The sequence below is a fragment of the Streptomyces sp. NPDC046887 genome (assembly GCF_040644755.1).
Classification (GTDB): Bacteria; Actinomycetota; Actinomycetes; order Streptomycetales; family Streptomycetaceae; genus Streptomyces; species Streptomyces lichenis.
Window position 1 is genome coordinate 1 of record NZ_JBEYXH010000044.1, and the last position, 23753, is coordinate 23753.

Annotated in this window: 21 protein-coding genes; 6 read left to right on the forward strand and 15 right to left on the reverse strand. The window is 74.4% G+C overall.

What is annotated here, in order from left to right:
- Positions 1-555: 555 nt before the first annotated feature.
- The 3 genes from panD to ABZ945_RS28995 all read right to left on the reverse strand — a co-directional run bounded on the left by panD (position 556) and on the right by ABZ945_RS28995 (position 2029).
- The gene (gene panD, locus ABZ945_RS28985) at positions 556-984 is read right to left on the reverse strand and encodes an aspartate 1-decarboxylase (RefSeq protein ID WP_361275418.1); all 429 of its coding nucleotides are present in this window, start codon (positions 982-984) and stop codon (positions 556-558) included.
- 227 nt (positions 985-1211) lie between these two features.
- Positions 1212-1556, reverse strand: coding sequence for a hypothetical protein (locus tag ABZ945_RS28990; RefSeq protein WP_361275421.1), 345 nt, complete (start codon positions 1554-1556; stop codon positions 1212-1214).
- On the reverse strand, positions 1553-2029 hold the full coding sequence (locus tag ABZ945_RS28995; RefSeq protein ID WP_361275495.1) for a SigE family RNA polymerase sigma factor: 477 nt from the start codon (positions 2027-2029) through the stop codon (positions 1553-1555). Before ABZ945_RS28995 ends, ABZ945_RS28990 begins: the two co-directional genes overlap by 4 nt.
- A gap of 207 nt (positions 2030-2236) precedes the next feature.
- Here ABZ945_RS28995 and ABZ945_RS29000 point away from each other — a divergent pair, with 207 nt between their 5' ends.
- Together ABZ945_RS29000 and ABZ945_RS29005 are read left to right on the forward strand one after the other, a co-directional pair.
- Positions 2237-2521 carry a hypothetical protein gene (locus ABZ945_RS29000; RefSeq protein ID WP_361275424.1) on the forward strand — a complete coding sequence of 95 codons (285 nt, stop codon included), beginning with the start codon at positions 2237-2239 and terminating at the stop codon, positions 2519-2521.
- A gap of 303 nt (positions 2522-2824) precedes the next feature.
- The gene (locus tag ABZ945_RS29005) at positions 2825-3403 is read left to right on the forward strand and encodes an NUDIX hydrolase (protein WP_361275426.1); all 579 of its coding nucleotides are present in this window, start codon (positions 2825-2827) and stop codon (positions 3401-3403) included.
- Positions 3404-3416: 13 nt separating this feature from the next.
- Here the strand turns inward: ABZ945_RS29005 and ABZ945_RS29010 are convergent, their stop codons facing one another.
- Positions 3417-4370: a LysR family transcriptional regulator gene (locus tag ABZ945_RS29010; protein ID WP_361275429.1), complete on the reverse strand. Its 954-nt coding sequence runs from the start codon at positions 4368-4370 to the stop codon at positions 3417-3419.
- Between the two features lie 223 nt (positions 4371-4593).
- On the opposite strand from ABZ945_RS29010, the gene ABZ945_RS29015 reads away from it, so the two are divergent.
- The 3 genes from ABZ945_RS29015 (at position 4594) to ABZ945_RS29025 (ending at position 9450) form a co-directional block, all read left to right on the forward strand.
- On the forward strand, positions 4594-6030 hold the full coding sequence (locus tag ABZ945_RS29015) for an aminopeptidase P family protein (protein ID WP_361275432.1): 1437 nt from the start codon (positions 4594-4596) through the stop codon (positions 6028-6030).
- A 145-nt stretch (positions 6031-6175) separates the two neighbouring features.
- Positions 6176-6847 carry a GntR family transcriptional regulator gene (locus tag ABZ945_RS29020; protein ID WP_361275434.1) on the forward strand — a complete coding sequence of 224 codons (672 nt, stop codon included), beginning with the start codon at positions 6176-6178 and terminating at the stop codon, positions 6845-6847.
- A 287-nt stretch (positions 6848-7134) separates the two neighbouring features.
- The gene (locus ABZ945_RS29025; protein WP_361275436.1) at positions 7135-9450 is read left to right on the forward strand and encodes a M9 family metallopeptidase; all 2316 of its coding nucleotides are present in this window, start codon (positions 7135-7137) and stop codon (positions 9448-9450) included.
- A gap of 78 nt (positions 9451-9528) precedes the next feature.
- On the opposite strand, the gene ABZ945_RS29030 is transcribed toward ABZ945_RS29025, so the two are convergent.
- The 5 genes from ABZ945_RS29030 to ABZ945_RS29050 are packed head-to-tail and all read right to left on the reverse strand — an operon-like array spanning position 9529 to position 14431.
- On the reverse strand, positions 9529-10530 hold the full coding sequence (locus tag ABZ945_RS29030) for a proline racemase family protein (RefSeq protein ID WP_361275438.1): 1002 nt from the start codon (positions 10528-10530) through the stop codon (positions 9529-9531).
- A gap of 2 nt (positions 10531-10532) precedes the next feature.
- Entirely contained in the window at positions 10533-11438 is a 906-nt protein-coding gene (locus tag ABZ945_RS29035) for a dihydrodipicolinate synthase family protein (protein ID WP_361275440.1), read from the reverse strand.
- Between the two features lie 47 nt (positions 11439-11485).
- A complete protein-coding gene (locus ABZ945_RS29040; RefSeq protein ID WP_361275442.1) occupies positions 11486-12994 on the reverse strand; it encodes an NAD(P)/FAD-dependent oxidoreductase in 1509 nt (502 codons plus the stop codon).
- Complete coding sequence (locus ABZ945_RS29045) at positions 12987-13241, reverse strand: (2Fe-2S)-binding protein (RefSeq protein WP_361275497.1); 255 nt, start codon at positions 13239-13241, stop codon at positions 12987-12989. The genes ABZ945_RS29040 and ABZ945_RS29045 overlap by 8 nt, the downstream gene beginning before the upstream one ends.
- Positions 13238-14431, reverse strand: a complete 1194-nt coding sequence (locus tag ABZ945_RS29050) for an FAD-binding oxidoreductase (RefSeq protein ID WP_361275499.1) — start codon at positions 14429-14431, stop codon at positions 13238-13240. Before ABZ945_RS29050 ends, ABZ945_RS29045 begins: the two co-directional genes overlap by 4 nt.
- A 143-nt stretch (positions 14432-14574) precedes the next feature.
- Between ABZ945_RS29050 and ABZ945_RS29055 the strand changes: the two genes are divergently transcribed.
- Complete coding sequence (locus tag ABZ945_RS29055) at positions 14575-16143, forward strand: aldehyde dehydrogenase (NADP(+)) (RefSeq protein WP_361275444.1); 1569 nt, start codon at positions 14575-14577, stop codon at positions 16141-16143.
- Between the two features lie 20 nt (positions 16144-16163).
- Here the strand turns inward: ABZ945_RS29055 and ABZ945_RS29060 are convergent, their stop codons facing one another.
- From ABZ945_RS29060 to ABZ945_RS29085, 6 genes are all read right to left on the reverse strand, one after another.
- The gene (locus ABZ945_RS29060; protein ID WP_361275447.1) at positions 16164-17438 is read right to left on the reverse strand and encodes a sulfite oxidase; all 1275 of its coding nucleotides are present in this window, start codon (positions 17436-17438) and stop codon (positions 16164-16166) included.
- A gap of 192 nt (positions 17439-17630) precedes the next feature.
- Positions 17631-19490, reverse strand: coding sequence for a siderophore-interacting protein (locus ABZ945_RS29065; RefSeq protein WP_361275450.1), 1860 nt, complete (start codon positions 19488-19490; stop codon positions 17631-17633).
- Between the two features lie 164 nt (positions 19491-19654).
- Positions 19655-20701: an ABC transporter substrate-binding protein gene (locus ABZ945_RS29070; protein ID WP_361275453.1), complete on the reverse strand. Its 1047-nt coding sequence runs from the start codon at positions 20699-20701 to the stop codon at positions 19655-19657.
- Position 20702: 1 nt separating this feature from the next.
- Positions 20703-21509, reverse strand: coding sequence for an ABC transporter ATP-binding protein (locus ABZ945_RS29075; RefSeq protein WP_361275455.1), 807 nt, complete (start codon positions 21507-21509; stop codon positions 20703-20705).
- On the reverse strand, positions 21506-22588 hold the full coding sequence (locus ABZ945_RS29080; protein WP_361275457.1) for an iron ABC transporter permease: 1083 nt from the start codon (positions 22586-22588) through the stop codon (positions 21506-21508). The genes ABZ945_RS29075 and ABZ945_RS29080 overlap by 4 nt, the downstream gene beginning before the upstream one ends.
- On the reverse strand, positions 22588-23634 hold the full coding sequence (locus ABZ945_RS29085) for an iron ABC transporter permease (protein WP_248633851.1): 1047 nt from the start codon (positions 23632-23634) through the stop codon (positions 22588-22590). The genes ABZ945_RS29080 and ABZ945_RS29085 overlap by 1 nt, the downstream gene beginning before the upstream one ends.
- Between the last annotated feature and the right edge of the window lie 119 nt (positions 23635-23753).

Here is a 23753-nt window from a genome sequence, read left to right on the forward strand (position 1 = left end):
GAGGCGGCGCGAGAGGGCTTCGGCGAGATACTGCCCGGCCCGACCGGACGGAGTGCGGGTGCCGTTCGCCCAGTGGGAGATGGCTGACTTGTTGGGCGGGGGCCCGGGTGCGACCGGCCGTGTCCGGCTGCCTAGCTGGCCGGGCCGGGCTCCGGCTCGGGGGCGGGCACGGGCTCGGGGCCGGGGGGCTTGGGCACGGGGTCCGGCTCGGGGCCGGGCGGGGGGCCGGGGTGCGGCGGTGGGGTGGGTGCGGGGCCGGGGACCGGGCTGGGAGCGGGGCCCGGCTGGGGTCCCGGCCCCGGGCTCGGCACCGGCGTCGGCGGCGCCGGATCCGGACCCGGGCCCGGCGTGGGCGCGGGCGGGACGGGGTCGGGGTACGGGTTGGTCATGGCGACTCCCCTGGTGGTTCGGCCGTGGCGGTACGGGCCTTTCGCCCGCACGGACCCGCTACGGGCGGCGGCCCCGCCACCCGTACCGGCTCTCCCCCGCCGCGTTCCCGCCCGCGAGAGGATCACTCGTCCACCGGTCGGGCTCTCCGGGCTGAATACGCCGGTGTCAGCCGCGCGGCCCGGGTACGGCGTGCGGGTCGCGGGCGGTGCCGCTGCCCGGCACCGGGGCCGAGGCGTCCGTCCCCAGCTCCACGATCCGGTTGGCCCCGTCGACGTGCACCACCCGCGGCACCAGGGCCCGCGCCTCGGCGTCGTCCACCTGGGCGTAGCTGATGAGGATCACCAGGTCCCCGGGGTGGACAAGGTGTGCGGCGGCACCGTTGATCCCGATCACGCCGGAGCCCCGCTCCCCCTCGATGACATAGGTCTCCAGCCGGGCGCCGTTGTCGATATCGACGATGTGGACGAGCTCCCCGGGGAGCAGGTCGGCCGCCTCCATGAGGTCGGCGTCCACGGTGACGGACCCGACATAGTGCAGGTCGGCCTGGGTGACGGTGGCGCGATGGATCTTGGACTTGAACATGGTGCGCTGCATCGGAGTGCTCCTGTGACTCGGCTCCCTGCCTGCGTACGTGCAGGTCAAGGGCGGTTCGGTCAGCCTACAGCGAGGCGCGTGCCGCGGGGCAGCCCCCTCCAGCGTCCTCGGGCGCCGAGCGGCGCGGTCGGCCAGCGCGGCCCTGTCCCCCGGCTCGTCGGCGGCAACGCGCCGGCGCGACGGACCCCGTGGTGCCCGCCCTCACGGAGGAGGGTCTTGCCCCGGGCCTAGGACTGCGTCGGCGCCGGTGTGGACGGGGTCGGCGGGACGGGCGAGGGGGACGCACCCGGGAGGGTGGGGGTGTCGGACGGGACGGTGGGGGTGGGCGTGGGGCGGGAGGGGCCGGCGGGCATGGGGGCCGGGGAGCGCGCCGGGGTGTCGGGGAGCAGGAGGAGGACGGCGGCGAGCACCGCGGCCAGGGCGAGGAGTGCGCCGGCACGGGGGGCGTGGCGGAGTATCCAGCCGGGTCGCGGGGCGGCGGTAGGCGGGCGGGGGTGGGACAGGTCCTCGAAGCCGATCGAGGCGGCCTTGGCGTGCAGCGCCTCGCGCAGCCGGTCTTCCGGGCCGGTCACGAAGCCTCCTCAAGTCGCCGGGCCAGGGCGGCCAGCGCACGGCTCGCGGTGGACTTCACCGCGCCGCGGGACAGGCCGAGGGTGTCGGCGATCTCGGCCTCCGACATGTCCGACCAGTATCGGAGCACAAGGACCTCACGTTGACGTGGGGTGAGCCGGCGCAGGGCGCGCAGCACCTCCCGGTGCTCCTCGCGCAGCAGGACGTCCTCCTCCGGCGGCGGGGCGGGTGATGCCCGCGGCGGGACGTAGGCGCGTACGGTGCGGCGTCGGCGCAGCACCGAACGGGCCCCGTTGACCACGCTGCGCCGTACATACGCCTCCGGGTCGTCCAGGCCCGAAAGAGCGGTTCCGTGGCGCCGGTAGAGGGCGGTGAAGGCGTCCTGCACCACGTCCTCGGCGGTGGGCACGTCGTCCACCAGAAGGACGGCTAGCCGTACGAGTGCCAGCCTGCGGTGGTGGTACAGCAGGTCGATGTCCGGCGCGGGACCGGGACGGTGGCGGCGGTCGGCGGGGCGGGCGGGGCCGGTGCGGCCGGTGAGGTCGGCCGCGGCGGGGGCGGGGAGGAGGCCCCGGTCGCCGTCGCGGAGGCGTCGCAGCAGCCCCCGTACACCGTGGAGAGGGCGTACGGGGGTGGGGGCGGGTATCGCGAACACTCAGGCGGCCGTCAGCGGTCGGCGGGAGTGGGGGACGCCGACGCGGGCCCCGGCTCGCCCGTGCCGGGGGCGGGCGAGGCGGGCACCGGCGCGGCGGACACCGACGGTACGGGCGTGGGCGTCGCCTGGCTCTGCGCGGGGGTGGGGCTGGCGGCGCTCGGCGCGGGGGTGGGGGTGGGGGTGGCCTGGCTTGGCGCGGGCGTGGGCGTGGCGGTGCTCTGCGCGGGCGTTGCCTGGCTCGGCGCGGGCGACGGGGTCGCGGGCCGCTCCGGGGAGGATCCGGCAGGGCGAGGCGTGGAGCTGTCGGCGTAGGAGACGGCCGCGGTGCCGCCGAAGGCGAGGGCCGCCGCGACGGCGGAGAGGGCCACCGTCATCCGGGGCCGGGCGCGCGACGGCCGGGACGCGGCCGGGTTCCTGCTGTCTGACATCTGTTCCTCGTTCTCTCGATCGATCGGGCGGGCCCGGAGGCGGCGCTCCGTACTCGGCCCTTCGCACTGACAGACGCGCGACCTCCGCCGAGGTTGCAGGTGGCGCTGAACGGTTCGCACACGACCGAAAGGCCTGGTGGCTCGTTGGGCCGGGTGACCACCCGACGCGTCCACAGGGAGACCTGGAATGAACCGTGCCCCGCTGCCCGGCCCGACGAGTGCGCCCGAGGCGGACCGGCCGGGCTGGCTGCCGCCCGAGCAGTACGCCGAGACGGTGCTGAAGGCGACGGCCTTCGCCTGTGTGTACTTCACCGACGAGGACGATCGGCCGCTCCAGTTGCGTTCGGTCTACTCCCCCGAGCATCCCTGGCAGTTGGTCGGCGGCACCATGGATCCGGGTGAGCGCCCCTGGCAGACGGCCGTGCGCGAGTGCCGCGAGGAGACGGGGCTGGTGCCGGCCGGGCCGCCCCGGCTGCTGGCGGCGGTGTTCGGGCAGCCCGGGGCCGGATGGCCGTACAGCACCACGGGCCTGGTCTTCGACGGCGGCCGGCTCAGCGGCGCGCAGCTCCGGGGCATCGTGCTGGATCCCCGGGAGCACGACGAGGCCCGGGTGCTGCCGCTGGGCGGGTGGGAGCCGCTGATGCCGCGTACGGACTTCGCGCGGCTGCGGGTGGTGGCGGAGGCCCGCCGTACCGGGGTGGCCGGCTACTTCGACAGCTGGGACTGGGCGGATGCGGATACGGAGGTGGGCGGCGGGGGCGGTTGAGGGTCAGCTCGGTTCAGCGGGCGTGGGTGGTGTAGGCCCGGGTCACCCAGTTGCGCATGTGCGGGGCCTGGGCCAGGAGGTGGCGGTGGACGCGGACAGCGTGGTGGTGGAGGGCCTCGGCCACCGGGGGTTCGACGGTGTCGCGGCGCCAGAGGAGCAGATGGCGCTGCCAGAGGGGGTCACCGGCCAGCGGTTTGACCAGGACGCCGTCGGCCGGGCGGAGGGTGGGCTGCACCAGGGTCACCCCGAGGCCCAGGGCGATCATCGACTGGAGCTGTTCCAGCAGATGGAACTCATGGACGCCGGTGGGGTGGAAGCCGGCCGCCTCGCAGGCGTCGTAGAAGGCGCCGGGCCAGCCGGCCCCGTCGTCGGCGGCGACGAACCAGCGGTCCTCGGACAGCTCCTCCAGCGGGACCTCGACCCGGTGGGCCAGCGGATGGGCGGCGGGCATGGCCACGAAGACCGGCACGGTGTTGATGGCCCGGTGGGCCAGGGCCGGGGAGTGCCGCAGCGGCAGGCCGGGGTAGTCGACGGCGAGGGCCGCATCGAGCGCCCCGCTCTCGACGAGCGCCAGGAGCTCCCCGGTGGCGTACACCCCGGAGACGGAGACCGTGAGGTCAGGGCGGCCCTCGCGGAGCCGGTCCAGCAGGGACGGCAGTACGGGGGTGTTGGTGGCCCCGAGGCGCAGGGTGCGTCCGGGGGTCGGGGCCTCGTGGGGCCGCCGGGCGAGGGCGTCGGCGCGGGCCAGCACGTCCCGGGCCCGGCTGACGGTCTCGACTCCGTAGGCGGTCAGTTCGACTCCGGTGCTGCCGCGCAGGAACAGTCCCTCGCCGAGCAGCTTCTCGATCCGGCGCAGCTGGGTGCTCAGCGCGGGCTGGGTGTAGCCCAGCGCCGCGGCGGCCCGTCCGACGCTGCCGGAGTCCGCGATTGCGCAGAGCACCCGCAGATGGCGCAGCTCCAGTTCCACGGCACACCCCTCGCTGGTCGGGAAACCGGACCATTATGCGCCGGGGCGGGGGGGAGGGGGCCGGGCGGGCGTTATGGCCTCGGCGCGGGTTCTCTTATGGGCTGGGCCGTTGTGGGGGGCTGCGGCGGCGTGGAACTCTCCGAGGGCCGCCGGCCCCGCGCGTGCGCGCCATCCGAAAGCCGCCGGGGCCCGCATCCGTCACCGAGTCGCAGAGGAGACAGCCGTGGCCGAGGAGCCGGACGAGAACAGGCAGCGCAGGAACGGCCTGTACCGGGAGGTGAGCCCCGAACTGGCCGAGAACATGCGGCAGGGCTGGGCCGACACCGAGCGCCGCGATCTGGCGCCCGCCGCGCAGTCGGCGCACACCGCGCGGCGCCGGGCGGAGCTGTCCGCGCGCTTCCCCGGGGAGCTGCTGGTGGTCCCCTCGGGGCTGCCGAAGGTACGCGCCAACGACACCTCGTACCCGTTCCGGCCCTCCTCGGACTACGCCTATCTGACCGGTGACCTGTCCGAGGGCGCGGTGCTGGTGCTGGAGCCGGAGGAGCGGGGCGGGCACCGGGCGGTGCTGTACCTGCGGCCGCGCTCCGACCGGGAGAACGGCGAGTTCTGGCTCGACTACCACGGGGAGCTGTGGGACGGGCGGCGCAACAGCCTCACCGAGAACGAGCGGCTCCTCGCCCTGGCCTGCCGCGATGTGCGGACGCTGGCCGAGCGGCTCGGGGAGGTCGGCGGTCCGGTCCGGCTGCTGCGCGGCGAGGATCCGGAGGTGGACGCCGCGCTGGAGGGGCGGGTGACGGAGGAGGGGGATGAGGACTTCCGTACCGCGCTGGCGGAACTGCGCCTGGTCAAGGACGCGTTCGAGATCGCCGAGCTGCGTTTCGCCTGCGAGGCCACGGCGCGGGGGTTCGAGGACGTGGTGAGGATCCTGGCGGGGGGCGAGCCGACCTCGGAGCGCCTGGTGGAGGGGACGTTCTTCACCCGCGCCCGGGTGGAGGGGAACGACGTGGGGTACGCCTCGATCTGCGCGGCCGGCCCGCACGCCACCACGCTGCACTGGGTGCGCAACGACGGCGAGGCCCGCCCCGGTGAACTGCTGCTGCTGGATGCCGGGGTGGAGACCCGCCGGCTGTACACCGCCGACATCACCCGCACCCTGCCGGTCGACGGCCGTTTCAGGCCGGTGCAGCGCCGGGTGTACGAGGCGGTGTACGCGGCGCAGGAGGCCGGGATCGCCGCGGTGAAGCCCGGGGCCGCGTACCGGGACTTCCATGATGCCGCCCAGTGGGTGCTGGCCGAACACCTCGCCGCCTGGGGGCTGTTCGGCGAGCGGTCGGCCGAGGAGGCGTACCGGCTGGGGCTGCACCGGCGCTGGACCCTGTCGGGCACCGGGCACATGCTCGGGCTGGATGTGCACGACTGCGCCAAGGCCCGTACCGACACCTATGTGGACGGCACCCTGGAGGCGGGCATGGTGCTCACCGTCGAACCGGGCCTCTACTTCCAGCCCGACGACCTGACCGTGCCCGAGGAGCTGCGCGGGATCGGCGTACGGATCGAGGACGATCTGCTGGTCACCGAGGACGGGAACGAGAACCTGTCGGCCGCTCTGCCCCGGCAGGCCGACGAGGTGGAGGCGTGGATGGCGCGGCTGCGTGGGTGAGGGCCGGTACGGCGGCCGGTACCGCGGCTGTCCGCGGGGGCGCGGGGTGAGGTGTCCGGTTGTTCGTCGCGGGGCCGTCCGGCTGGTGGGACAACGTGACATTGTAGGGTGGGGCCGACCCGGACGACGGCTCGGAGGAGCGCGGATGCCCCATCTCCAATCGCGGGCCATCTCGGTGCAGACGCATCTGCGCGACCAGGTGGCGGACGCGCTCCGGGCCGCACTGATCGCCGGTGAACTGCGCCCCGGCACCGTCTACTCGGCCCCCACCCTGGCGGCGGAGCTCGGTGTCTCGGCGACCCCGGTCCGGGAGGCGATGCTCGACCTGGCCCGGGAGGGCCTGGTCGAGGCGGTACGCAACAAGGGCTTCCGGATCACCGAGCTGACCGACCGTGATCTGGACGAGTTCACCGAGCTGCGCACTCTGATCGAGGTGCCCACGGTGGGCCGGGTGGCGGGGACGGCGTCCACCGAGGAGCTTCAGGCCCTGCGCCCGCTGGCCGAGCGGATCGTGACGGCGGCGCAGGAGCGCGACGTACTGGCGTATCTGGAGGCCGACCACCGCTTCCATCTGGAGCTGCTGGCGCTGGGCGGCAACCGCCATCTGGTGGAGGTGGTGGCCGATCTGCGCAAACGGTCGCGGCTGTACGGGCTGGGGCATCTCAACGTGTCCGGGCAGCTGGTCGCCTCGGCCCGGGAGCATGTCGAGCTGCTGGACCTGCTGGTGGCCGGCCGGGGCGCGGAGGCGGAGGAGTGCATGCGCCGCCATCTCGCGCATATCCGCACGCTCTGGGCGGACGGGACGGGAGACCGCTGACTACCGGCCGGATCCGGTGAGTTGAGGCCGCTGCCCGATGGGGTGGCGGCCTCGATCCGTGCATGACGGGCGATGTGCACGACGACTTCCCAAGCCATGTCACGTGTGCAATGGTACATGTCACAGGTCAAGTCGTGGTCATGCCAACGGCTGTTTCGACGGACCGCTGGGCGTGCTCTCTCCGCCGGTGTGCCCGTCCGTTCACGGGCACGGCCACTCCCCCGACTTGACGGTTCGCACGGTTCCGCACATCCCATCGGTCACGCGCCGCGTGACCCCACCCCCTCATGGGAGGCGCAGTGAGATACCCACTCGTCCGGAGAGAATCGGTACGGAGAGGTCTGGGGCTGGTGCTGCCGCTGGCGCTGGCCTGGTCCCTGGGCGCGGGCGGCCCCGCGCTTGCAGCAGCCGACGCCCCGGACGCCCGTCCGGCCGCACCCGCCACCGGGCCGGCCGATCCGGCGGCCGCCGAGCCCGCGCCCACCGGGCGGACCGGCGCCGCCGACGCCGCGCACACGGGCCGGGAGCGGCTGGACCCGTCCCGGATACCGCCGTTGACGGCGAGCAAGGACGCGCTCCGGCAGGAGTACGGGGGCACCGCCGCCTCCCGGCCGCCGGCCGCGAAGGGGGCGGCGGCCGCCGCTTGCGACCCCGCCGACTTCAGCGGCCGGACCGGCGCCGAGCTGGTGCGCCAGATCAAGGCGTCCCCGATCGACTGCGTCAACACGCTCTTCGGCCTCACCGGCGACCACGCCCGACGGGCGTTCCGGGAAGCCCAGATGGTCACGGTCGCCCAGGCGCTGCGGGACGGGTCGGCGGCCTACCCCGGGCACCCCGGCACCGGGATGCCGCAGCTGGTGCTCTATCTGCGCGCCGGCTACTACGTGCAGTACTACGCCCCGGACACCGTGGGGGGCTACGGCAGCGCCCTGCGGACCGCGATCCGCTCCGGACTGGACGCCTTCTTCGCCAGTCCGCGCTCACGGGACGTCAGCGACGCCAACGGCCAGACGCTCGCCGAGGCGGTGACGCTCATCGACAGCGCCGAGGAGAACGCCCGCTACATACCGGTGCTGCGGCGGCTGCTGGCGGACTACACCCCGGCGTGGAACAGCTCCTGGTGGATGGTGAACGCGGTCAACAACGTCTACACCGTGACCTTCCGCGGGCACCAGCTGACCGCGTTCGTCGCGGCCGTGCGGTCGGATCCGCGGCTGGTCGAGTCGCTGCACGCGTTCGCCGTACGGAACCGGGCGCTGCTCGGCACCGAGCGGTCGTATCTGACCGCCAACGCCGGACGGGAACTCGGGCGCTTCCTCCAGCACCCGGCGCTGCGGCCCACGGTGCGCCCGCTGGCGGCCGGGCTGCTGAAGGCGAGCTCCATCACCGGCCCCACCGCACCGCTGTGGGTGGGGGTCGCCGAGATGGCCGACTACTACGACCGGGCCTCCTGCTCCTCGTACGGGATCTGCGACCTCCGGGCCAAACTGGCGGCCGCCGTCCTGCCGGTGACCCACTCCTGCGGCCCGGGCCTCACCATCCGGGCGCAGGCGGTGGACGCCGGGCAGCTCGCCGCCACCTGCACCGGGCTGCGCGGGCAGGACGCCCACTTCCACCGGATCGCCGGGGACGGCGGCCCGGTGGCCGACGACCGCAACGAGAGCCTGGAGGTGGTGGTCTTCGACTCCGGCAACGACTACCGGACCTATGCCGGGGCCATGTACGGCATCCGCACCGACAACGGCGGGATGTATCTGGAGGGCGACCCGGCGGCCGCCGGCAACCAGGCCCGGTTCATCGCCTATGAGGCCGAGTGGCTGCGCCCCGCCTTCCAGATCTGGAACCTCAATCACGAGTACACCCACTACCTCGACGGCCGGTTCGACATGTACGGCGACTTCGAGGCGGGCATGACCACCCCGACGGTCTGGTGGATCGAGGGCCTGGCCGAGTACGTCTCCTACTCCTACCGGTCACTCCCCTACCCGGAGGCGACGGCCGAGGCCGGGAAGCGGACCTATGCGCTGAGCACCCTGTTCGACACCACCTACGACCATGACACCACCCGGGTCTACCGCTGGGGCTATCTCGCCGTGCGGTACATGGTCGAGCGGCACCCCGAGGATGTGGCGCGGGTGCTGGGCCACTACCGCTCGGGCGACTGGAACGCCGCCCGGGCCCATCTGACCGGCACCATCGGCAACCGCTATGACGCCGACTGGTACGGCTGGCTGGCCGGTTGCGCGGCCGGTGACTGCGGGGGCGCCGGGGCGCCCGAGTGCACCGGGGCGGACAGCAGGGAGCTGGGCCGCGACTGCCGGCGCGGCGGCCGCTCCGGGGCCGCCGGGGCACATGACTACCTCTATCTGGTGGTGCCGCCCGGGGTGTCCCGGCTGACGCTCACCACCTCCGGCGGCACCGGTGACGCCGATCTGTACTACAGCGCCACCGAGTGGGCCACCAGCACCCGCCACAGCCAGCGGGCGACCGGCGCGGGCAACGTCCACACCCTGACCGTCACCGACCCCCCGGCCGGCGTCCACTTCGTCACCCTGCACGGGGTGCGGGACTTCGCCGGGGTCGGCGTGACCGCGCGGTACTGACCACCCCGCGCGCGCCACGCGAACCGGGGCCGCTCACCGTGACGACGGTGAGCGGCCCCGATGTGCGGTCGGCGTCGGTCAGAGGGCGAAGCCCGCCGGGTAGGGGTCGGTCGGGTCCAGCAGATACTGCGCGGTGCCGGTGATCCAGGCGCGTCCGGTGACCGAGGGCCGGACGGCCGGGCGGCCGCCGACCTCGGTCTCACCGAGGATCCGCGCGGTGAACCGGGAGCCGATGAACGACTCGTTGACCATCTCGCGGCCGACCGGCAGCAGCCCCCGGGCGTGCAGTTGGGCCAGCCGGGCGCTGGTGCCGGTACCGCAGGGCGAGCGGTCGAACCACCCCGGGTGGATGGCCATCGCGTGCCGGGAGTGCTCGGGGGTGGACCCGGGCGCCTCCAGATAGACGTGGTGGCAGACGTCGATGGCGGGATCCTCGGGGTGCACCACCGGGTTCTTGCCGTTGATGGCCTCCATGATGGCCAGCCCCGCGTCCAGCATCCGCTGCTTCTCGGACCGGGCGAAGGGGATGCCCAGGTCCGCCAGCCGGACGAAGGCCACGAAGTTGCCCCCGTAGGCGAGGTCGTAGCGGACCGGCCCGTACCCGTCGACGTCCACCACCTGGTCGAGGGCGTGGCAGTAGGAGGGGACGTTCTCCAGGGTGACCGACTCGGCGCGGCCGCCGAAGACCCGTACCCGGGCGGTGACCAGGCCCGCCGGGGTGTCCAGCCGGACCACGGTCTCCGGCTCGGCGGCCGGGACCATCCCGGTCTCGACGAGGACCGTGGCGACCCCGATGGTGCCGTGCCCGCACATCGGCAGGCAGCCGGACACCTCGATGAACAGCACCCCGTAGTCGGCGTCCGGGCGGGTCGGGGGCTGGAGGATCGCCCCGGACATCGAGGCGTGCCCGCGCGGCTCGCACACCAGCAGGGTGCGCAGATCGTCGCGTTCGGCGACGAAGCGCTGCCGCCGTTCGGACATGGTCGCCCCGGGCAGCACCCCGACCCCGCCGGTGATCACCCGGGTGGGCATCCCCTCGGTGTGCGAGTCGACGGCGTGGTAGCAGACGGTGGAGCGCACGGTCACTCGGTCCCGGCGTCGATGACGGCCTGGGTCGCGGCGCGCACGGCGGCCTCGGTCTCCGGGTGCAGGGGCCCCCGGGGCGGGCGGCAGCGGCCGCCGTGCCGGCCGGTCATGTCCTGGCCGAGCTTGACGGCCTGGACGAACTCGGTCCTGCTGTCCCAGCGCAGCACCGGGTGGAGCCGGCGGTAGAGGGGCAGGGCGGTGGCCAGGTCCCCGGCGAGCACCGCGTCGAACAGGGCGCGGCAGGCGCGGGGGAAGACCTGGGGGTAGCCCGCGACCCAGCCCTTGGCGCCGGCCAGGCCGACCTCCAGGACGGTGTCGTCGGTGCCGACGAGGAGGTCGAGCCCGGGCGCCCGCTCGGCGATCTCGTAGGCCCGCCGGACGTCGCCGGAGAACTCCTTGACGCCGACGATGAAGCCCTCGGCGTGCAGCTTGGCCAGCAGCTCGGGTCGCAGGTCCACCTTGGTGTCGACGGGGTTGTTGTACGCGGTGACCGGCAGGCCCGCCGAGGCGACCAGCTCGTAGTGCTCCAGCACCGCGCGGTCGTCGGCCCGGTAGGCGGTGGGCGGCAGGCACATCACCGCCCCGCAGCCCGCGTCCCGGGCGAACTCGGCGTGCCGCTTGGCCTCCCGCGCCCCGTAGGCGCCGACGCCGGGCATCACGGAGAAGCCCTCGGGGGCGTGGGCGACGGCCGTCTCCACGACCCGGTCGCGCTCCTCGTAGGTCAGGGTCTGGTACTCGCCGAGCGAGCCGTTCGGGGCGACACCGTCCACCCCCTGCTCGGCGAGTTGGGCGACGTTCTCCCCGTAGGCCGCGTAGTCGATGGTCAGATCGGCGTGGAACGGCAGACTGGTCGCGACGACGACCCCGTGCCAGGGCTTGCGGCTGTCGCTCGTGGGCGGCATATACGGCTCCTTGTGTCGGATGAGGGGTGTCGCATGAGGGTCGTTTCCTACCGGTCCGCGGCGCCGCGGTCGGTGTCCAGGTCGGCGAGCGCGCCGAGGGTGACGGGGGTGGCGATCAGCCGCTCCGTCGGGGTGTACGGGCCCGGGGCGGCGGCCAGGCAGTGCACCGCGGGCCCGCAGATCCGGCCCTGGCACCACCCCATGCCGGCCCGGGTGAGCTGCTTGACCTGCCGGTGGTCCTGCGCGCCGTGCTCGTTGCGGGCGGCGAGGACCTGGTCGGCCGTCACCTCCTCGCAGCGGCACACCACGGTCCGGTCGGTGAGCCAGGATCCCCAGGCGGGTGGCAGGGGGTGCACGAGGGCCATCGCCCGGGCGAAGGCCCGGTGGGCGCGCGCCCGGGCGCGCAGGGCAGCGATACGTCGGGGGGTGTTGACCGATGGACGGGCTCCGGTATCGATTTCGGTTCCGGCTTCGGGTCCGGCCTCGGCTACGGCTCCGGCTCCGGCTCCGGCTTCGAGGTCGGCGAGGACGGAGGCGACGGCGAGGTGGCCCTCGGCTACCGCGAGCGGGGCCCCGCCGACGCCGCACACCTCCCCGGCCGCGTAGAGCCCGGGGACGCTGGTGCGCTGGCCGTCGTCCACGGCGGCGACCGCGTTGCCGTCCGGGGCGGGGACCAGGGCGCAGCCGAGCGGGATCAGCAGATCGAGCTGGGGGGCGAAGCCCCAGCCCACGCCCACGGCGTCGGCCTCGACACGCCGTTCGGTGCCCGGGCGGGGGGTGCCGTCGGGTGCCAGGGCGGCGAGGGTGACCGAGGTGACGCGGTCGGTGCCCTCGGCGGCGGTGATCGCGGTACGCGGGAGAACGGGGATACGGTGCCGGGCGAGCGCGGCGCCGTAGCGGGCGCCCTCGGCCAGTTTGGCGGGGTTGCGCAGCAGTGGCCCGGGGTGCCGCAGCCAGCCGAGCGGACCGGCGGCCTCGCAGACCGCGACGACCTTGACACCATGGGCCGCCAGGCCGGTGGCGACCGGCAGCAGGAACGGGCCGGTGCCGCCCAGCACCACCCGCCTGCCCGCCGCCACCCCGCCGCCCTTCAACAGCGCCTGGAGCCCGCCGGCGGTGAGCACTCCGGGCAGCTCCCAGCCGGGAAACGGCAGTTGGCGATCGTACGCCCCGGTCGCCACCAGCAGCCGGGGCGCGCGCACGGTGACCGCGCACTCCGCCCCGTCCCGGCTCCGGTCGACGGCGTGCACCGCGAAGCCCTCGCCGTCCCGGGTCACCGACCACACGGGATGCGCCAGATGGAGGAGGAGCCGGCCCTGTGCGCGGCCCTCTGCCAGAGCCCGGCGCAGCGCGCGGTGGGTACGCGCCCCCTGGTGCGGGTCCGCGTCCGGGATCGGCGTCCGGGCGTGCTCGGGCGGGGGCCGCCAGAACTGGCCGCCGACGGTGGTGCCCGCGTCCACCAGCGCCACCCGCAGCCCCCCGGCCAGCGCGGTGGCGCCCGCGGCCATCCCGGCCGGGCCCGCGCCCACCACGATCAGGTCCACCGGCTCACCCATCGCCGTCCTCCCGGGTGGTGACGGTCATCCCGGGGCGGGCGGGCACCAGGCAGGCGCGCCGGCCGGTGGCTCCGTCCACGGTGACCAGGCAGTCGAAGCAGACGCCGATCCCGCAGAAGATCCCGCGTGGGCGGCCGCCGGTGCGGGTGGTGCGCCAGGCGACCCGGCCGGCGGCCACCAGGGCGGCGGCCACGGTCTGGCCCTCGGTGAAGCCCAGCGGCTCACCGTCGACGAGGATGCGGTTCACCGGTTGCACCGGGGTGCACCTCCGGGGGGTGAGGAAGGGGGTGTGGAAGGGGTGAGGAAGCGGTCGGGCAGCAGGGCGGAGTACGCGGCGGGGTCGGCGCCCCGCCAGGGGCGGCCGAGCAGCTGGGCCGTCACCAGGGCGCCGGTGGCGGGGGCGAGCCCGATGCCGGCGCCCTCGTGGCCGCAGGCGTGCACCACCCCCGGGGCGCGCGGGTCCGGTCCGATGACCGGCAGATGGTCCGGGCAGTACGGGCGGAAGCCGCGGTAGGCGCGGATCAGCTGGACGTCCCGGAGGAAGGGAAAGAGCGCGCAGGCCCCCGCGGCGAGCCGGGCTACCACCGCCGAGTCCAACGCCGGGTCGAAGCCGACGCGTTCACGGCTGGCGCCGATCAGGATGGTGCCGCCCGGGGTGCCCTCCACCACGCAGGAGGTCTCCAGACCGGCGCCGGAGGAGGCCACATTGGCGACGTAGTCGGCCGAGTAGACCTTGTGCCGGATCATCGGCGGCAGCGGCTGGGTGACCAGGACGAAGCCCCGGCGCGGCAGCACGGTGAGGGGTGCGCCGAGTCGGCGGCCCAGCTCGCCGCCCCAGGTCCCGGCGGCGTTGACGACGGCCTCGGCGGGCAGCACCCGTCCGTCCGCCGTGCGCACTCCGGTGAGCCGTCCGCCCCGGCCGGTGACCGCGGCGGCGGCCTCCCCGGTGAGCAGCCGCGCCCCGTGCCGTACGGCGGCCCGCAGCAGCGCGGCCGCCGCGAGGACCGGCTGCACCTGGGCGTCCTGCGGGTAGTAGACGCCGCCGGGCAGCCCGGGAGCGATATGCGGCTCCCACTCGACTGTCTTGTCCACCGGTTCGGCGCGCACTCCGGCCGCCCTCTGCCGGGCGGCGAAGGCGCCGAGCGCGGTGAGGCCTTCGGGGGTACTGGCCACGACCAGGCCTCCCTTCGCCTGGAGTTCGAAGGTCTCCGGCCCCAGCTCCTCCCCCGCCTCGTCCCACAGCGTCCGGCTCAGCCGGGCGAGTTCCAGCTCGGGGCCCGGCTCCTTGTCGGAGAGCAGGACATTGCCCTCACCGCGGCTGGTGGTGCCCGCGCCGACCGGGCCGCGGTCCAGGACGGTGACGTCCAGCCCGGCCGAGGCGGCATGGTAGGCGCAGGCGGCGCCGATGATTCCGGCTCCCACGATGACGACCTTCAGGGCCACCGCCTCCTCTCCTCGCACTTCCCCGAGCTCTGTGCAATGTCACATGCCAGTGCGTACGCTATAGCCGTCCTCCGGTGCTCACAAGAGCACGGCAACGACAGCCCATCGACAAGAGAGGCGGAGCACAGGTGGTGGAGATGACAGACGGGGGCGTCGCCCCGCACACCGGTCACTCGATCCTGGCGGGGCGGGAGGTGCCCGGCACCGGCCCCGTCTGGCGGGGTGTCAGGGCGGCCACCGGGGAGGTCTGGGGCCCGCCGCTGCGGGACGCCTCGCCGGAGCGGGTCGCGGAGGCCGCCGGGCTGGCCGCCTCCGCCGCGCGCCCGTACCGCGCCCTTCCCGCTGAGCGGCGGGCCGCCTTCCTCGATGCCTGCGCGGAGGAGATCGAGGCGCTCGGGGACGGGCTGCTGGAGCTCGCGGCGGTCGAGACCGGGCTGCCCCTGCCCCGGCTGACCGGCGAACGGGCCCGTACCTGCGCGCAGTTGCGGATGTTCGCCGAGCTGGTGCGGAGCGGGGAGGTGGCCGGGGCCCGGTTCACCCCCGCGCTCCCCGAGCGCCGGCCACTCCCCCGGCCCGATCTGCGGCTGCGCCGGGTGCCCGTCGGTCCGGTCGCCGTGTTCGGGGCGGGCAACTTCCCGCTGGCCTTCTCGGTGGCGGGCGGTGACACGGCGTCCGCCCTGGCGGCGGGCTGCCCGGTGGTGTTCAAGGCGCATCCGGCGCACCCCGGCACCGGGGAACTGGTGGCCCGCGCGGTCACCGCCGCGGCCCGGCGCACCGGGATGCCCGAGGGGGTCTTCTCGCTGCTGGTCGGCCGGGGCAGCGGGACCGGCCAGGCCTTGGTGCGCGATCCGCGGATCATGGCCGTGGGGTTCACCGGCTCCCGTTCCGGCGGGCTTGCCCTGCTGGCGGCCGCCGCCGAACGGCCGGTGCCGATCCCGGTGTACGCGGAGATGTCCGCCGTCAACCCGGTGGTGGTGCTGCCCGGGGCACTGGCCGATCCGATGGCGCTGGCCGAGGCGTACACGGCCTCGCTCACCACCGGCGCGGGCCAGTTGTGCACCAGTCCCGGGCTGCTGCTGGTGCCGACCGGGCCCGAGGGGGACGCCTTCCGCACCTCACTCGCGAAGGCGCTCGCCGGTGCGACCGGGCAGGTGATGCTCACCCCGGACATCACCGGCGCCTTCACCGAGGGGGTACGGCGGTGGGCGGCCGTGGACGGGGTCGCGGTGGTGGCCCGGGGCGTGCCCGGCCCGGGCCCGTACGCCCCCGGGCCGGTGGTGCTGGAGTGCGAGGGGTCGCTCTACGCGGCCCAGCCGGACCTCGCCGGGGAGGTGTTCGGCGCGGCGGCCCTGCTGGTGCGCTGGTCGGACACCGGCGAACTGACCGCACTACTGGAGGGCATGGAGGGGCAGTTGACGGCCACCCTGCACGCGGACGAGGCGGCGGATGACGATCTGGCGATGGCCCGGCGGCTGCTGCCGGTGCTGGAGGAGCGCGCGGGGCGGGTGGTGTGGAACGGCTGGCCCACCGGGGTCGAGGTCTGCGAGGCCGTGGTGCACGGCGGGCCCTGGCCGGCCACCTCCGCGCCCGGCACCACCAGCGTGGGCACCCTGGCGGTGGACCGCTGGCTGCGGCCGGTCTGCTACCAGTCGTTCCCGGACGCGCTGCTGCCCGAGGAGCTGCGCACCGACGGCCACCCCGGCTGACCCCACCCGTACGGGCCGGCTCAGACCACGGTCACCGGGTGGCGCACCACGGCGTCGAACAGATACCCCTGGGTGTTGTACGCCGCGGTGTCCGGCTGGCTGCGGCCGGTGCCGTCCGTCGCCCGGGCCAGCAGCACCGCGGGGCCCGGGGCGGGCGGGGTCCACTCCAGGGACCAGCGCACCCAGGTGTTCCGCCGGGGGGTGTCATGGAGCCGGGCGCGGCGCCAGCGGTGGCCGCCGTCGGTGCTGATCCGGACCGTGTGCACCGGTGCGGCGCCGGACCAGGAGCGTCCGGTGAGCCGTACCGGGCGGCGGGCGGTCAACTCGGCACCCCCATCGAGCTCGAAGGCGCTCTTGAGGGTCTGCCGGGTGAGCGGGGCGCTGCCCTCGGCCGGATGGTCGGGGCCGAACAGTCGGTACAGGTCGGTGTTCCAGGGTGTGTAGAGCGGGGTGTCGCTGACCTCGATGTCCCCGAGCCACTTGATGGAGGAGATCCCGATCCAGCCGGGGACGACCAGGCGGACCGGGTGGCCGTGGTCGGGTGGCAGCGGCTCCCCGTTCAGCTCGTACGCGAGCAGCGCGTCGTCCAGCGCCTTGGCCACCGGCAGCGGGCGGCGCACCCGGCCGAGGTTCACCCCGGCGCTGACCACCTCGGCGTCCAGCCCCCGGGGCAGCACGTCCACGGCGCGCCGGGTGATTCCGGCGCGGCGCAGCACCTCGGCGAGCCGAACCCCGCGCCACCGTCCGACGCCGATGGCGCCGAGGGTCCAGGCCGTTCCGGACACCGTCTGGCCCTGCTGGGTGGTGTAGTGGCTGCGCCCGTTGCCGGCGCATTCAAGGAAGGCGGTGGCCGTACGGGCGGGCAGGGCGCGCAGTTCGTCGTAGCCGAAGTGCACCGGGCCGCCGCGCAGTCCGTCACCCCAGACGGTGAGCCGCCAGTCCGCGGCGTCGATCAGCGGGGTGGAGGTGTGGTTCCGTACGAAGAACCGGTCGGTGGGAGTGTGGTGGCCGGTGTCCCGCAGGGCGGCGAACCGGGTCTCGGCATTGGTGCCGCGGAGGGTGAACAGCTCCGGCGGCAGCGGCTTGACGATCCCGGGCGCGGCGGGGGCGGTGGCTTGGGCCGGGACGGCTGCGGCGGGCGCGGCCTGCGCACCGAGCGGGACGGCGACCCCGGCGGCGGCCACCAGCCGTAGCAGATCCCGCCGGGCCACTCCCGCGGTACGGGCCTCGGACCGGGTCCACTGGCCCAGCCGCCGCCGGTCGTAGGCGGACTCCGGGGGGACGCTGCCGGGCATGGGGCTCCTCGGGCGGGGGCGGGGGAACAGGCCCTGGGGAGCGGCCCGTTGTCGGACCCTAGGGAGGGCGACGACGGGCGGGGAAGGGAAAGCGCCCGACCGACAGGAAGCCGCAACACCGCGGCAACAGTCGGGGCGGCCGCATACCGTCCGGGTGGCGGGAACCACCCGGACGGCGGGGCGGCGCCGGGGTCAGGAGGCGGGGGTGAGGCGCCACATGCGGCTGTCCCAGCCGATGTCGGTGACCGCGTGGACGGTCAGTCCGGCGCGCTCGGCGAGGGCGGTGAGGTGGGCCTCGTCGCGGACGCCGGAGCCGAAGGCGCACTTGAGGCGGAGGTGGTGCAGCACGGCGTCGACGTCGTCGGTGTCGGCGGGGGTGGTGGGCTCGACCAGCAGCAGGGTGCCGCCCTCGGGGAGGGCCGCGCCGGCCTCGGCGAGGACCTGGACGGCGTCCTCGTCGGCGAGCTGCTCCAGCAGGCGGGAGATGAGGAGGACGGAGTCGGGGCGGGCGGGGACGGGGCCGGTGGCGGGGGTGAGTTCGACCTTCGGCAGGACGTCGGTGTCCAGGATCCGGTCCTGGACGGCGCGCAGCGCGGAGGGCAGCGCGGTGATCCGTACCTTCAGCTCGGGGAAGGCCTTGACCAGGGCGTTGACGACGGTGGCGGAGCCATGGCCGGTGGCGGTGAGCGCGGGGACGGAGGCCCAGTCGTGGGCGCGGACCACACCGGGGGCGATCCAGCGGGCCTCCTCCTCGATGGCGGCGCGGGCGGTGCCGGCCAGGTGGTCGTCCTGGGCGATGGCGGCGGCCAGCGGCAGTCCGGCGGAGGTGCGGTAGCCGGCCTCGCCGGTGCGCAGGGTGTGCAGCAGCCCGGAGAGCGAGGCGTCCAGGTGGGCCTCGGCGCCGTCCAGGTGGTACTCGTCGGCGGAGTGGTCGTCCTCGACCAGCTCCTCGCTGATCGGGGTGAGCCGGTAGCCGTCGGCGTCGCCGTCCAGCACGTCCAGGGAGACCAGGTAGCTGAGGAGCGCGGCCAGGGTGGAGCGGTCGGCGGCGGTGGCCTGGTGGAGGGCGTCCAGGGTGCGGGTGCCGGACTCGACCAGCTCGAACAGGCCCAGGGTGACGGCGGCGCGGATGGCGTAGCCGGGGGCGAGGTCGGTGAGGGCGTGCAGCCGCTCATGGGCGTCGTCGTCCTCGTCCTCCTCGACGGCGGTGGCGGCCGTGTCCTCGGAGACGGCCGCGACGGGGGGCGCGGTGCGGCGCCAGTAGCCGGTGATGTGGGTGTGGTCGCGGGGCACCTGGCGCTCGGCGGCGAGGTGGCGGCGGATGCCCTTGAGGGAGATCGCCTCGCCGGCGACCCAGGCGAAGACGGTGCCGGGCAGCCACTCCAGCTCCCGGACGGCCTGCTCCAGCAGGTCGGTGGTGCCGGCCGGGGCGCCGTTCCGGGAGAGCCAGGTGATGTCGGCGTCGGCGCGGGTGGGCAGCTCCTGGCGGTGGCTGTCCTCGCCGATCTCGATGAGCACCTTGGCGCGGGTGCCTTCGGGCATCTCGTGCAGCCAGCGGGCGATGGCGGGCAGCGCGGTCTCGTCGCCGGCGACCAGGATCCAGTCGGCGCCCTCGGGGTGGCTGTGGGACATCTTGGGGCCGGCGATCCAGGCGCTCTCGCCGGGCTTGGCCTGCTCGGCCCAGGTGGAGGCGACGCCGCCCTCGTGGCGTACGAAGTCGAAGTCGATCTCACCGGCGGCCGGGTCGAAGCGGACCGGGGTGTAGTCCTTGGCGACGGGTCGGCCGTCGTCGGGCCAGTCCAGGCTGCTGGTGTTCTGCCGGGGCAGCACCAGCCGGCCTTCCTCGTCGGCGAAGAAGAACTTCACATGGTCGTCGAAGCCCTCGGTGCGCAGCTCGGGCAGGTCGAAGCCGTCGCGGTGGAAGGCGTGCAGCTGCTCTCCGCCGAGGGTGATCCGCCGCATGCCGGGGGTCAGGTTCTCGGCGCGCAGCACCGTCAGCTCCCTGAGCACGATGGGGAAGGTGGCGACCGAACGGGGGCTGCGGGTGGGCATGGTGATGCTCCTTCGTACGCGGCGGCCTCGGGAGGTCCGCGGCGGCGCGGGGTGGGGCGGAGGGCGCGGGCAGGCGGGGGCCGGGCCGCCGGAGGGGTGCTCCGGCGGCCCGGCCCGCCCGGTGGCGGCCGGGTGTATGGCGGTACGCCCGGACGCCGGTCGGCTTACTTGCCGGCGACGGCCTTGGCCAGGATGGGGGTCAGGTTCTCGACCACCCAGGAGGCGCTGAGCGCGTCGGGGTAGGCCATGGCGACCGCGAGGCCGTTGGCGGAGGGGATGACGGTGTCGTGGTTGCCCTTGACGACCTTCAGCGAGCGGTAGAGCTTGTTCTTCTCCAGCTCGTCGGCGCTGAGCAGGCCGTTGTCACCGAAGGGGTACGTCATCAGCAGGACGTCCGCCTCCAGCTCGTCCAGGTTCTCCAGCGAGACGGCGTTCTTGTTGGGGCTGTAGTTCTTGGCGGCGGGCGCCTTGGTGAAGCCCAGCTGCTCGAAGACGCCCGGGTCCTGGGCGGCGTAGGAGCCGTAGCTCAGCTGCTCGGGGTGGACGATCGCGTAGGTGTAGGTCTTGCCCTTGAACTCGGGGTGGGCCTTGGCCGCGTCGGCGAGCGCCTTCTCGTTGGCGGCGATGACCTCCTCGGCCTTCTCCTCCAGGCCCAGCGCCTTGGCGGCGCCCTTGAGGCGCTCCTGCCAGGTGAGGGTGTCGGCCTCTTCCTTCTTGCCGTAGGTGACGACCGGGGCGATGGGCGAGAGCTTGGCGTACTCCTTGTCCATCTGCCAGGTGTTCATGCCCAGGATGACGTCGGGCTGGGCGGCGGCGATGGCCTCGAAGTCGGTGCCGTCGGTGTCGTCGTACGTCTTGGGCTTGCCGCCGCCGAGCTTGTCGAGCGCCTTCTGCTTGTACTCGGGGAAGGGCGAACCGTCCTCGACGTCCGGGGTGATGACCGGGACCAGGCCGAGGGCGAGCGCGATGGAGGTGTCGCCGTCGGAGACGGTGGCGACCTTGACCGGCTTCTTCTCGACCTTGGCGGTGCCCCAGGCGTTGGTGAGGCTGACCGGGAAGGCGCCGGCGGAGGCGCCGCCCTTGCCCTTCTCCTGGGACTGGTCGTCCTTGGCCTTGTCCTCGGAGCCGCAGCCGGCGACCAGGGTGGCGCAGACGGCCGCGGCGACGAGCACGGTGCCGCGGCGGAGGGCGGGTCTGGCGAGGCGGTTCATATCAGCTGTTCTCCTGTGGTGCGTGACGGCGGCCGAGCGGGAAGATCTGCGGCCGGTCCGTGCGAGGGTGGGGTACGACGACGCAGTCGAGACCGAAGACCTCGGCGACGGTGCGGGCGTCGAGGACCTCTTCGGGCGGGCCCTGGCGGATGATCCGGCCATCGCGCATGGCGACGATGGTGGAGGCGTACAGGGCGGCCTGGTTGAGGTCGTGGGAGACGAGGACGATGGTCTTGCCGGCCTTCTCGTTGAGGTCGGCGAGCAGGTCCATCACCTCGATCTGATGGGCGATGTCCAGGTAGGTGGTCGGTTCGTCCAGCAGAAGCGTGGGGGTGTCCTGGGCCAGGGCGAGGGCGATCCAGACGCGTTGGCGCTGGCCGCCGGAGAGCTGGTCCACCGGGCGGTCGACCAGTTCGGCGGTGCCGGTGGCGGCGAGCGCCTCGGCGATCAGGATGTCGTCCTTGCCGGTGCGGCGTTCGCCGAAGCGGCGGTGCGGGTGGCGGCCGCGCCAGACCAGGTCGCCGACGGTGATGGACTCGGGGGCGATCGGCGACTGGGGCAGGATGCCCAGCCGGCGGGCCACGTCCCGGGTGGGCATGGCGTGGATGTCGGCGCCCTCCAGGAGGACCGATCCGGCGGCCAGCGGCAGCAGCCGGGCGACCGACTTCAGCAGGGTCGACTTGCCGCAGGCGTTGGGCCCGACCAGGGCGGTGATCTTCCCGGCGGCGATCTGCACGTCGAGCCCGTCGATGACGAGGCGCTTGCCGTAGCCGGCGGCGATGGCGCGGGCTTCCAGTGGGTGTGTCACGAGGCTCCCTGTCCGCGCCGAAGGATCAGCCAGACGAAGTAGGGCGCGCCCAGCAGCGCGGTGAGGACCCCGGTGGGTACCGGGCTGATCAGGGGGGCGTGCAGGGCCAGCACATCGGCGCCGATGACGATGGCGGCGCCGACCGGGGCGGCCAGCATCACCGAGCGCTCGGCTCCGACCAGCCAGACCGCGATGGGGCCGCTGATCAGGGAGACGAAGCCGATGGGGCCGACGACGCTGGTGGCGAGCGCGGCGGCCGCGGCGCCGAGCAGCAGCACGGCGACCCGGGCCGGGTTGACCCGGGTGCCCAGGCCGGTGGCGAGCTGGTCGCCGAGCGCCATGGCGGTGAGCGAGCGGTTCAGCCAGACGGCCAGCGGGAGGCAGCAGGCCAGGCCCACGGCGAGGGTGGTGACCCCGTCCCAGTCGGCGGCGTTGGTGGAGCCGATGGTCCAGCGCATGGCGATGGCGAGGTCGTTGGCCTCGGCCATGGTGAACAGGTAGTTGGTGTAGGCGACGCAGACCGCGCTCAGGCCGATGCCGACCAGGATCAGCCGGTAGGTGTCCACCTGCCCGCCGCGCCAGCTGAGCGCCTGGACGGCGGCTACCAGGACGAAGGAGCCGGCGATGGCGGCGACCGGGGCGCCGACGATGTACGCGGCGGGGGCCAGCAGCAGCACGGTGGCGGCCCCGGCGCTGGCGCCGGCGGAGATGCCGACGATGTCGGGGGTGGCCAGCGGGTTGCGGATGAGCCGCTGGTAGAGCGCGCCGGCCAGGCCGAACAGGGCGCCGGCCAGCAGCGCGGCCAGGGTGCGGGGCATCCGCAGCTGGAACACCAGGTAGTCGGCGAGGCCTTCGCGCAGTCCGAGGGCGGCGGGCAGCACCTCGCTCGCCGGGACGCCGTTGAGGTCGATCAGCAGCGCGGCGGCGGTGAAGGCGACCAGCAGCACGGCGAGGGCCGCGCAGACCAGGGCGGTACGGCGGTGGCGGGCGCGGCGGACGGCGCGCAGGCGGGCCGCGGCGGCGAGCGCGGGCGCGGCGGCGGAGTCCGGGGCGGTGGCCCGGGTGTCGAGGACGGTCATCACACCCGTACCAGGTCGCGGCGGCGGGCGAGCCATACGAAGAAGGGGGTGCCGACGACGGCGGTCATCACACCGACCTGGATCTCGCCGTGGTCCAGGATGAGCCGGCCGGCGGTGTCGGAGACGGTGAGCAGTACGGCGCCGGTGGCCATGGCGACCGGCAGCGACCAGCGGTGGTCGGCGCCGACGAGCATCCGGGCGACATGGGCGCCGACCAGTCCGACGAAGGCGACCGGGCCGATGGCGGCGGTGGCCGCGGCGCAGAGCAGCACGGCGACGGCGGCCGCGGTGAGCCGGGCCCGCTCGACCTTGACGCCCAGTCCGCGGGCGGCCTCGTCGCCGAGGCCGAGGACGTTGAGGGTGCGGCCGAGGGTGAGCGCGAGCAGCAGGCCCGCGATCGCGAACGGCAGGATCTGGCCGAGGGCTTCGGACCGTCCGGTGAGCTGGCCGACGGACCAGGCCCGCAGATGGGCGAAGGCCACCCGGTCGCGGACCACGAGCAGGGTGATCAGGGAGGACATCACGGCGCCCATGGCGACCCCGGCGAGGACCAGTCCGATGGTGGTGGAGCCGGTGTTGGTGCGGGTCCCGATGAGGTAGACCAGGGCGGCGGCGCAGGCGGAACCGGCCAGCGCGAGCCAGAAGTAGCCCTGGACGCCGGTGACTCCGAGGAACAGGATGCCGAGGACCACGAAGAGCGAGGCGCCCTGCTCGACACCGAGGATGCCCGGATCGGAGAGCGGGTTCATGGTGAGCGCCTGCATGATGAGCCCGGAGGCGCCGAGCGCGGCGCCGACCAGCAGGCCGAGGAAGGTCCGCGGGATCCGGTCGGTCCACAGCACATGGGAGTTGAACGTCTCACCGCCGGGGTGCAGCAGGACCCTGACGACCTCGCCCGCGGAGATGTCGCGGGCGCCGAGGGCGATGCCCGCGACAAGGGTGGCGGCCAGCGCGGCGAGGGCCAGCACCGCCACGGTGGCGCCGCGCGAGGAGCGGGTCCGGGCCAGTGGCGGGGCGGACGTCACCGGTGGGGACGTATCGGTCATGTGGTTTTCCTCGGCTCCTTACGCATCGGCTCGGTGGGTTAGGTTACCCTAACCTTAATTCCGCCGATCCAACAGGGAGGCGGACCGATCATATGTGGGGTCCGAAGCCTCGGCCCCGC